Raw genomic sequence first — 10,313 nt, 5'->3', positions numbered from 1 at the left:
TTTGGAAGATCATTGACAGGCGGGAATAAAACCGTCAGCGTTTTAGGCAGTATTAATGACACAACAGCAAGTAACCGAACAATAGGCACGGGCGGAACATTGCAAGAAAAGATTGTGGGACTGGCTCAGCGTGTTTCAGATGAAAAAAATAAATTGGTTGCGCCATTAAGTTATGTTGGTTCAGAAGGGCAAAATATTTTTAGACTGTTAGAAGATACAATCCAGTTATTAGGCGAAGTCGCAAGTGCAGTGGCAACACATACCCATAGGGGATCCCCACCGCCCGATCAATCCGGTGCATTTTCTTCTCAATCTTCAAAAGCGCAAACGATTAAAAGTAAACTTGCCCCGCTCATTGAATAACAAAATAAATTACTGTATATCTTGACAGTAATTTTTATCTCACTAAAATACTGTATGAAAAAACAGTAAAAGGAGAAATCAATGAAAAAACTAGACATTCGTTTTGTAAAAGAACATAACAGTAAAAAAATATCAGCACAACAAAAAATGATTGAGCGGTTAGAGAAAATATTACCGAAACGTATTGCCGAAAAATTTGATGATGTTCATATCAGGCTCCGAGTATCAAGCCAACAAGGTTTTGATGTAACAGGATTTGATGACGATGAAAAGGAAAAATTTTTAGCGTACCTTGAGGAACTTTGGAATGATGATTCCCTACTTGATGGGATAGATGAATAAAAATCGTCAAACAGATTCAACAATCAAGAAAACGCCTGATGGTACATACCCGAAGGCGTTTTTTTATTTTGGCAACCCCCCTATTTTTGGGCAAATGCCAACTTCTCCTTTCTTCTGCATTCATCCCTTTAAAAATCAATAATTTATATTTTTATTTGGCATTTCGTTCCTTTTTTTGGCAAATGCCAACATCTCACAATCATTTTGTGATAGGGCAATACCCCATTTCATTTCTAAGAACACGCCACGGAAAATTTAAGTTATTGTTTTACAAGTAAATTCACCTAATAAAATATATCCCGCTACACTGGCGGAAAGTTTTCACGTAAAACATAAAGTCGCGTAAAATCCACTTCCTCCCCCGCCGAATTTACGTTAAAAAATCTTATTTTTTCAGTTAAATTTCATGACTTGAATAATCCTAACTATTTGAAGTAAAAGGGATCATTTAAAGGAAAGAATAGTGATCTTAACTGTAAAAATTACAGTTTTTTACAGCATTTTACACTTAAAATGGATCGTAAAATAAAACAAACTCATCATAACACTATGATTTATAAACAATTTATTTATTTTCCGTGGGAATTTTCAAAAGAATGGATTTCAGTTAAAAAACTAGACTGGCGGTTACCGCCACTCACAAAACATAGAGAATTAAACTGTGAAAAACAAACCGCCACTTTACCGCCAGTTTGTGTTGAATGGTGGGTCGTGAAGGATTCGAACCTTCGACCAACGGATTAAAAGTCCGCTGCTCTACCGACTGAGCTAACGACCCAAGTATAGGATTTTAAAGGAGTTTTTATAAAACTGAGATTTTATAAAATGGTGCCCGAAGCCAGACTTGAACTGGCACGCCTCGAAAGGCGAGGGATTTTAAATCCCTTGTGTCTACCGATTCCACCACTCGGGCAAAACACTAATTTACAACGTATTATGGAGGCGTGTCCCGGAGTCGAACCGAGCTACATGGATTTGCAATCCAGTGCATAACCGCTTTGCTAACACGCCGTAAATTGGAGCGGGAAACGAGGCTCGAACTCGCGACCCCGACCTTGGCAAGGTCGTGCTCTACCAACTGAGCTATTCCCGCATTCGTTATTAGTGGTGCGCATTTTACGTAAATTTATAAATCTGTCAATTATAGATTTTAAAAAAAATCTCAACCGTTTAAAAAAAATGCACTTCGTTTAAATTATTGGCTATAAATGGCGAAAAAGCGAATTTCCTTACTATTTTTCAATTTCTCCTTTTATCACTTTAGGCTTTATGCCAAAATGTTTTTGTTCTTTTTTTTAATAAAAAGTGCGGTCAATTTTTTCATTATTTTTCGAGGATCTTATGACAACACAACAATATGCAATTGATACCCTACTCGCCCAAGCAGGAAATCGCAGTGATGAGCGTACTGGTGCGGTTTCTACGCCTATTTTTCTTTCCACAGCCTATGGTCATCATGGTATTGGTGAAAGCACCGGCTTTGATTATACTCGCACAAAAAACCCCACTCGTACCGTGTTAGAAGAGACGATTGCACAATTAGAAAAGGGGGATCAGGGTTTTGCGTTTTCATCCGGTATGGCGGCGATTCAAGTATTGATGACACTTTTCAGCGCACCGGATGAGTGGATTGTTTCCAGTGATGTTTATGGCGGAACCTATCGTCTTTTAGATTTTGCTTATAAAAATAATAATAGTGTTAAACCGATTTACGTTAACACAGCCTCTACAAAAGAAATCGAAGCAGCCATTACTCCTCATACCAAAGCCATTTTTATCGAAACTCCCTCTAATCCACTGATGGAAGAATGTGATGTGGCAGAAATTGCCAAACTCGCAAAAAAACATCAGTTAATGTTGATTGTAGATAACACGTTTTTAACACCGGTGCTCTCACGCCCATTAGCCTTAGGCGCTGATATTGTGCTCCACAGTGGAACAAAATATATTGCAGGTCATAATGATGCGCTGGTAGGTTTGATCGTGGCAAAAGGGCAAACACTTTGTGAACGTATTGCTTATATTCAAAACGGTGCCGGTGCGGTACTTTCTCCTTTTGATTCGTGGCTGACGATTCGTGGAATGAAAACGCTTTCGCTGCGAATGAAACGTCACCAAGACAATGCAAAAGCCATTGCGGAATTTTTACAATCTCAGCCACAAGTGGACTCGGTACTTTATCCAAACAAGGGGGGAATGCTCTCTTTCCGCTTGAAAGATGAAACGTGGGTTAACACTTTTTTGAAATCCATTAAACTCATCACCTTTGCCGAAAGCCTTGGTGGTACAGAAAGTTTTATTACTTATCCGGCAACTCAAACCCATATGGATATTCCGGAATCCGAACGTATTGCACGCGGCATTACGAATACGTTACTTCGTTTTTCTGTGGGGATTGAAGATGTGGAAGATATCAAAGCAGACTTGCTTCAAGCTTTTGCTAATTTGAAATAAACCTCGGAGATAATATGAAAATTGCCGTTTACAGCACAAAAAATTATGACCGTAAATACTTTGAATTAATCAATGCCAAATACGGTTTTGACCTTGAGTTTTTTGATTTTATGTTGAATGAGAGTACTGCACGGTTAGCCGAACATTGTGAATCAGTTTGTATTTTCGTCAATGATGATGGCAGCCGAAAAGTCTTAGAAAAATTAGCCGCACTTGGCGTAAAAATCGTCGCTTTACGCTGTGCCGGTTTCAATAACGTGGATTTGAAGGCGGCTCAAGATCTTGGACTCCAAGTGGTGCGTGTACCTGCCTACTCACCGGAAGCGGTGGCCGAACATACCGTTGGTCTGATGATGACACTTAATCGCCGCATTCATCGTGCTTATCAACGTACCCGAGAGGCCAACTTTTCTTTAGAAGGGCTTATTGGTTTTAATATGTATGGCCGCACGGTGGGTGTGATTGGTACAGGAAAAATCGGCATTGCCGTTATGCGTATTTTAAAAGGATTTGGTATGAATATTCTTGCCTATGATCCTTTTAAAAATCCTGTTGCTGAGGAGCTTGGCGCAAAATATGTGGAACTGGATGCACTTTACTCTAAATCCCATGTTATCACGCTCCATTGCCCAGCTACCCCTGAAAATTACCATTTGCTCAACCGTGAGGCCTTTGCCAAGATGAAGGATGGCGTGATGATCATCAATACAAGCCGTGGTTCCCTTATTGATACACCTGCTGCGATTGATGCCCTTAAACAGCGTAAAATCGGTGCATTGGGTATGGATGTTTATGAAAATGAGCGTGATTTATTCTTTGAAGATAAATCTAACGAGGTGATTCTAGACGATGTATTCCGCCGTCTTTCCTCGTGCCATAATGTGTTACTTACAGGTCATCAAGCATTCTTAACAGAAGAGGCCTTAACGAGTATTGCAGATATCACATTGGCTAATGTTTACAAACTAAAATCCGGCAAACCTTGCGAAAATCTGGTTTTCCCCTCTTAGTTTTGAGTAATTAAATTAATAACTGTACTTTAAAAAAACTCGTGCTATCCTGACCGCACTTGTAATCTAAAAAAATGCCCTTACATAAGGGCATTATTCACACACAGAGGAAATAAAAATGAGCCAAGTATTACATACAACAGATGCGACATTTGAAGCAGATGTATTACGTTCTGAGATTCCGGTATTAGTTGATTTCTGGGCACCTTGGTGCGGTCCTTGCAAAATGATTGCCCCAGTGTTGGATGAGCTTGCCCCGGAATTTGCCGGTAAAGCAAAAATCGTCAAAATCAATGTGGATGAAAATCAACTTGTTGCCGGTCAATTCGGTGTACGCAGTATCCCGACTTTACTTTTAGTGAAAAACGGTGAAGTAGTTGCAACACAAGTGGGTGCATTACCAAAAGGTCAATTAGCCAATTTCATCAATCAACATCTTTAATTATTCTTAATCCTCTTGTCATCTCAGGCAAGAGGATTTTTTATTTTCCTCTTTTTAACTAATCCACATTTTTTGTGATGTTACTCACAAATTTAAAAAAAGCACGTTTACTTTTCACGCAAATAGACTTACCTTCATTAACAATCTTGTAACAAGAAAAGAGGTTGACAAATGTCTATTTCACTTTCAAAAATTTATAGTCCCAAACGTAGAGCGATTACTGAAAATACGCTCCTTGATGAAAAAACTGCCGTTGACCGATTAATGGCAACCCTTGATTTCACGGAAGAGCAAGAAAAACGCATTACCGATAATGCGACAGCACTCATCAATAAGTTGCGTCATATCAAACAAAAACAATATGGTGCCGATGCGTTAATGGAAGAATTTTCTTTAAGTTCCGAAGAAGGGGTAGCATTGATGTGTTTGGCAGAAGCACTATTGCGGATACCCGATGCTAAAACTCGTGATGAGCTGATTTACGAAAAATTAAAAGACGGCAATTGGCAATCTCATCTTGGCAATGCCAAATCCTTTTTTATCAATGCCGCCAGTTATGGCTTGTTGTTTGGTAAAAAAATCAGTGAAAACCTCACTGAAGAACAACTCACCCATCGCTTAAATCATTTATTCTCCCGTTTTGCCGCACCTGTTATACGTCAAGTGATGGTGAAATCCATGCAAGTGATGGGCAAACAATTCGTTGCCGGCGTGAATATGCAAGAAGCGCTTAAACATACCCAACCTCGCTATCACAAAGGCTTTACCTTCTCCTTTGATATGCTAGGAGAAGCGGCAATGACTGCCTCTGATGCCGAGCGTTATTTCAAGGATTATCTCCACGCTATCGAAGAGGTAGGCAAAAACGCCAAGGAGCGTACGATCTATAACGGCAACAGTGTTTCTGTGAAACTTTCCGCCATTCATCCCAAATATCACCGTGCCAAATATGACCGCACAATGAATGAGCTTTATCCTCGCATCAAACAGCTTTTTTTACTCGCACAAAAATACAATATCAGTGTGAATATTGATGCGGAGGAATCCAACCGCTTAGAACTCTCCCTAGATTTAGTGGAAAAACTATTGGATGAACCTGAACTTAAAGGCTACAAGGGGATTGGTTTTGTTGTGCAAGCTTATTCCAAACGCTGCCCTTATGTGCTGGATTATTTGATTGATCTCGCGCGTGAAAAACAAGGGTATTTAATGATCCGTTTAGTTAAAGGGGCTTACTGGGACAGTGAAATCAAATGGGCACAAACCGATGGTTTAGCCGGTTTCCCGCTTTATACCCGTAAAAATCATACCGACATTGCCTATGTGGCCTGTGCGAAAAAATTATTAGCTGCACAGGATGTGATCTATCCTCAGTTTGCCACCCATAACGTGCTGACAATGTGTACTATTTATGAAATGGGACAAGGCAAGGAATTTGAATTCCAATGCTTGTACGGTATGGGGGAAACCCTTTACGACAATATTGTAGGCAAAGACAATTTCGACCGCCAAGTGCGAGTCTATGCTCCTGTTGGTACTCACGAAACCTTGTTGGCTTACCTTGTTCGCCGCCTACTTGAAAATGGCGCAAATTCCTCCTTTGTACACCAATTAGTGGATGAAAACATCCCCGTTTCTGAATTGGTTCAGTTACCTTGGAAACGGTATTTGCAATCTAATGGAGAACCCAATAAATTAATACGCAATCCGCTTGCGCTTTTTCACGATCGCCGTAATTCTTCTGGCTTTGATTTAACCAATGAATTGGAATTAGAAAAACTGGAGCAGGCGTTAAATGAAGCCCAAATAGAAAAGGCGGCCTCATTGACCGCATTACCTCATCTTTCCCAACAAATGCCTCATCAAGTGATTAATCCTGCAAAATTAAATGAAGCGGTGGCAGAGATTCAATTCTTAGACGTAACGCAAGTACAAGAGGTGTTCAATGCGGCAGACAATCAACATTGGCACAGCCAAAGTGCGGTCAAAAAAGCCGATATTTTACGCCGTGCCGCCGATCTTTATGAAGAAAACCATGGATTATTAATGAAACTGGCGATGATGGAGGCGGGAAAAACCTTGCCAAATGCCATTGCAGAACTCCGTGAAGCCGTTGATTTTCTCCGCTATTATGCCAACCAGCTTGAGCACTTAGCCGCTCATCATCAACTTGGCGAAGCCCGTGGCAAGATACTTTGTATTTCTCCTTGGAATTTCCCGCTTGCCATTTTCACCGGACAAATTGCCGCCTCTCTGGCTGCCGGTAATGCGGTGATCGCTAAACCTGCCGAACAAACCTCGCTTATCGCTTATGCCGCAATAAAGCTTATGCACCAAGCAGGTGTGCCGAGAGACACCTTACAGCTTGTCTTGGGCGCAGGCGATCTGGGGGCGGCGCTCGTCCAACAGCCTTTTGATGGGGTGGTATTTACCGGTTCGACAGAAGTGGCGAAATTGATTGAAAAACGCTTAGCCCTTGCGGATAACGATCCGATTTTAATTGCAGAAACAGGCGGACAAAATGTCTTAGTGGTGGATACCTCTGCCCTCCCTGAACAGGTAGCAGCCGACGTTTTAAGTTCAGCCTTTGACTCTGCCGGTCAGCGTTGCTCTGCCCTTCGTATTTTACTTTTACAAGAAGAAATCGCAGATCAATACTACCGAATGATTACTGAGGCAATGAAAGAATTAACCGTCGGTGATCCTCGACTACTGGAAACCGATATTGGCCCTGTCATTGATGAAGAGGCAAAACAAAATTTATGCCATCACCAAGCCAATATGCGTAAAATTGCACGAGCCTATACTGAATTAGCCATACCGGAAAACGGACATTTCGTGGCACCGTCTGTTTATCTGTTAGATAATCTTGAACAAATCCAACGGGAAGTCTTCGGTCCGATTCTTCATATTATTCGCTATCGCAAAGAGGATTTGCTGGAAACCTTAAATCACATCAATGAAAAAGGTTATGCTCTGACCGGGGGTTGCCATACCCGTATTCGCAAACAAATGAACTTGGTTGAAAAACACCTTAACTGCGGTAACTTCTACATTAACCGTAACATTGTCGGTGCGGTGGTAGGGGTTCAGCCATTTGGTGGGCATGGCTTATCCGGCACAGGACCAAAAGCCGGCGGTGAATTCTATCTCCAACGTTTAACCCGCACGCCTCGCTATTACAGCCAATTCGGTGATGAACATACCCTTGCACAGAGCAAACCTGTGTTGGAAAGTATTACCGGAGAACACAATAGTCTTGCCTATCAACCTTGTGAGATTGCGATTCTCAATGGCGACCTTACCGCCTCTCAAGCCACAGCAGATAAATTATTGTCGGCCGGTTTTACCGTTTTAGTTGAACCAAGCCACCCACTAGCGAAAGTGCAAAAACCAGGTATTCGTGTTGATACCAAACTGGGACATTGCCAAAAAGGTATATTTTTGACCGCACTTGATTCAGCACGTCGCCTGTGGCTTGCCGAAAATAGCCAAGCAATTTTCAAATGTTTCGACTGGCGTACAGAACAAGATATACTAATGTTATACAACGAATTTTCTCGTAGTTATAATACGACAGCAGCCGGAGGGAATACCTCGTTGATGGCATCGGAAGAACATTAAAAAAGAAGTGTTGGAATGATGGAATTTCACGAGTTAACCAAATCATTCCAACACAATCCTGAAAAAGTCTTTCTACAAACTTAACCATTATTTTTATCCTAATAAACTGATAGGAGGGGAAAGCTGTTCTCGCTCGTTGCTAATTAATTTTTCAACGTGCATACATTTTTAACTTAGGCTCACCGGCTCTCCCTTGCTTACGGGAGAAAAACGTGGAAAGCTAAAATATTGTCAATAGGAGTAAAGTTATGCAAATTTACATCACATTCGGCTTATATTTGGTTATCATTTTGGGGATCGGCTTATACGCCTATCGCTCAACCCAAAACTTTGACGACTATATTCTCGGTGACCGTAAAATGGGAAGCTTTGTCACCGCTATGTCTGCGGGCGCTTCCGATATGTCAGGCTGGCTTTTAATGGGCTTACCTGGGGCAATTTTCCTTTCCGGTCTTTCTGAGGCTTGGATCGCCGTGGGATTGACTGTTGGCGCTTTTCTAAACTATAAAATCGTTGCAGGTCGTTTGCGGATTTTCACGGAAAAATACAGCAATGCACTCACCTTGCCGGAATTTTTCGCCCAACGTTTTCCTCGCCAGAAAAAGGCATTAAAAATTATCTCTTCTTCCATTATTTTGTTCTTTTTCACCATTTACTGCGCTTCCGGTGTCGTGGCGGGTGCAAAACTTTTCCAAAGTTTATTAGGCTTGGATTATTCCACCGCACTTTGGCTAGGTGCATTAGCTACCATTGCCTACACCTTCATCGGTGGCTATTTGGCGGTGTCTTGGAGCGATACCATTCAAGCGACCTTAATGATTTTTGCCCTCCTCCTTGCACCGGTCATGGTATTAGTCAATATCAGTTGGGAAGAAATAAATATGGCGTTAGCCATAAAATCGGAAGCCACTCATATTCCGTATAGTAACTGGCTACATAATGTTTCGGGAATTGGCGTAATTTCGGCTCTCGCTTGGGGATTAGGCTATTTCGGACAACCGCATATCCTAGCACGCTTTATGGCGGCAGATTCGGTTCAAGCACTTAATAAAGCCCGTACGATTGGTATCTCATGGATGTTACTTTGTTTAGGTGGCGCAGTCGCCGTAGGTTATTTCGGTTTAGCCTATTTCACTCACCAAAATATTCCGCTCGAAAATGCAGAATCCGTCTTCATTGAGCTTTCAAAAGTGATGTTCAATCCGTGGATTGTCGGCATTGTGTTATCGGCAATTTTAGCCGCGGTGATGAGTACCCTTTCTGCTCAATTATTAATGTGTTCTGCTGCTATTACCGAAGATTTCTACAAAGGGTTCTTCCGTCAAAATGCATCAAGCAAAGAGTTGGTCTGGATTGGTCGTTTAATGGTATTGGTGATTTCCGTTGTCGCCATTGTGATTGCTCAAGATCCTAACTCGAAAGTGATGGGTTTAGTTTCCTATGCTTGGGCAGGATTCGGTGCCGCATTCGGACCGGTTGTCATTCTCTCACTCTTTAACCGAAATATCAGTTCTAAAGCCGCCTTGTGGGGAATGTTATCCGGAGCGATTACGGTAGTCATCTGGAGTCCATTAATGACCTTCTTAGGTTGGGAAGATTTATCTAAACTTTATGAGATTATCCCCGGTTTCTTAGTCTGTTCATTTATTACGCTCACCTCGTCAATCTTTGCCCCGGTTCACCCTCTTGTGGCAGAACAATTTGATGAAGCGCTTGCTGAATTTGAATCAAGAAAATAGTGAAATACGGTTAAAAATGATCTGCGCCCTAAATTGGATTGGAAACCAACGGATTAAAGCGCAGATCTTTTATGACAAAATATCATTAAATATTCAAACAATAAGCTATTCATTTTATCCTTAATATAATGGTAAAAATTTTCCATCACAAAGCATATTCTTACCTCGCAATAAAGGGGAAGAGAGTTGAAACGATTAAAAAAGCGACAAAGATCGTTCATAAAGATATTCACTATTACAATCATAAATAGATTCAAGTAAAATTAAAAAAATTGAATATAGTGCGATACAGAATTCAATTTTTTAATTAAGGAAATATAAACGGTATTATGCAGCAGT

Annotated in this window: 6 protein-coding genes, 4 tRNA genes and 1 pseudogene; 7 read left to right on the top strand and 4 right to left on the bottom strand. The window is 41.1% G+C overall.

The genetic code is table 11. The annotated features are described in order from the left end of the window. Positions 1 to 363, top strand: a pseudogene (locus tag BKK50_RS02340) (hypothetical protein); the annotation flags it as partial. A gap of 81 nt (positions 364 to 444) precedes the next feature. Further along, complete coding sequence (locus tag BKK50_RS02335; protein ID WP_077414941.1) at positions 445 to 705, top strand: DinI-like family protein; 261 nt, start codon at positions 445 to 447, stop codon at positions 703 to 705. A 702-nt stretch (positions 706 to 1,407) separates the two neighbouring features. Here the strand turns inward: BKK50_RS02335 and BKK50_RS02330 are convergent. The 4 genes from BKK50_RS02330 to BKK50_RS02315 form a co-directional block, all read right to left on the bottom strand. Next, positions 1,408 to 1,483: transfer RNA gene (locus BKK50_RS02330), tRNA-Lys, on the bottom strand. A 48-nt stretch (positions 1,484 to 1,531) separates the two neighbouring features. Next, positions 1,532 to 1,618 (bottom strand) — tRNA-Leu (locus BKK50_RS02325). 24 nt (positions 1,619 to 1,642) lie between these two features. Continuing rightward, a tRNA-Cys gene (locus tag BKK50_RS02320) sits at positions 1,643 to 1,716 on the bottom strand. A 6-nt stretch (positions 1,717 to 1,722) separates the two neighbouring features. Continuing rightward, positions 1,723 to 1,798 (bottom strand) — tRNA-Gly (locus BKK50_RS02315). A gap of 248 nt (positions 1,799 to 2,046) precedes the next feature. Between BKK50_RS02315 and BKK50_RS02310 the strand changes: the two genes are divergently transcribed. The 5 genes from BKK50_RS02310 (at position 2,047) to putP (ending at position 9,974) form a co-directional block, all read left to right on the top strand. Then, positions 2,047 to 3,159, top strand: coding sequence for a methionine biosynthesis PLP-dependent protein (locus BKK50_RS02310; protein ID WP_077414939.1), 1,113 nt, complete (start codon positions 2,047 to 2,049; stop codon positions 3,157 to 3,159). Between the two features lie 14 nt (positions 3,160 to 3,173). Beyond that, the gene (locus BKK50_RS02305; protein WP_077414937.1) at positions 3,174 to 4,169 is read left to right on the top strand and encodes a 2-hydroxyacid dehydrogenase; all 996 of its coding nucleotides are present in this window, start codon (positions 3,174 to 3,176) and stop codon (positions 4,167 to 4,169) included. A gap of 118 nt (positions 4,170 to 4,287) precedes the next feature. Next, positions 4,288 to 4,611, top strand: coding sequence for a thioredoxin TrxA (gene trxA / locus BKK50_RS02300; RefSeq protein WP_077414935.1), 324 nt, complete (start codon positions 4,288 to 4,290; stop codon positions 4,609 to 4,611). A 171-nt stretch (positions 4,612 to 4,782) separates the two neighbouring features. Continuing rightward, positions 4,783 to 8,235 (top strand): bifunctional proline dehydrogenase/L-glutamate gamma-semialdehyde dehydrogenase PutA, encoded by a 3,453-nt coding sequence (gene putA, locus BKK50_RS02295; protein WP_077414933.1) that lies wholly within the window; start codon positions 4,783 to 4,785, stop codon positions 8,233 to 8,235. 248 nt (positions 8,236 to 8,483) lie between these two features. Next, positions 8,484 to 9,974, top strand: coding sequence for a sodium/proline symporter PutP (putP, locus tag BKK50_RS02290; RefSeq protein ID WP_077414931.1), 1,491 nt, complete (start codon positions 8,484 to 8,486; stop codon positions 9,972 to 9,974). The last annotated feature ends 339 nt before the right edge of the window (positions 9,975 to 10,313 follow it).

Source organism: Rodentibacter rarus (assembly GCF_001998965.1).
In the GTDB taxonomy this organism is placed as follows: Bacteria; Pseudomonadota; Gammaproteobacteria; order Enterobacterales; family Pasteurellaceae; genus Rodentibacter; species Rodentibacter rarus.
This window is presented reverse-complemented; position numbering and strand designations above follow the sequence as displayed.

What these genes read in the sequence shown, in the direction of transcription:
- BKK50_RS02335 (WP_077414941.1), top strand. Translation starts at nt 445, where the DNA reads ATGAAAAAACTAGACATTCGTTTTGTAAAAGAACATAACAGTAAAAAA.
- BKK50_RS02310 (WP_077414939.1), top strand. Translation starts at nt 2,047, where the DNA reads ATGACAACACAACAATATGCAATTGATACCCTACTCGCCCAAGCAGGA.
- BKK50_RS02305 (WP_077414937.1), top strand. Translation starts at nt 3,174, where the DNA reads ATGAAAATTGCCGTTTACAGCACAAAAAATTATGACCGTAAATACTTT.
- trxA (WP_077414935.1), top strand. Translation starts at nt 4,288, where the DNA reads ATGAGCCAAGTATTACATACAACAGATGCGACATTTGAAGCAGATGTA.
- putA (WP_077414933.1), top strand. Translation starts at nt 4,783, where the DNA reads ATGTCTATTTCACTTTCAAAAATTTATAGTCCCAAACGTAGAGCGATT.
- putP (WP_077414931.1), top strand. Translation starts at nt 8,484, where the DNA reads ATGCAAATTTACATCACATTCGGCTTATATTTGGTTATCATTTTGGGG.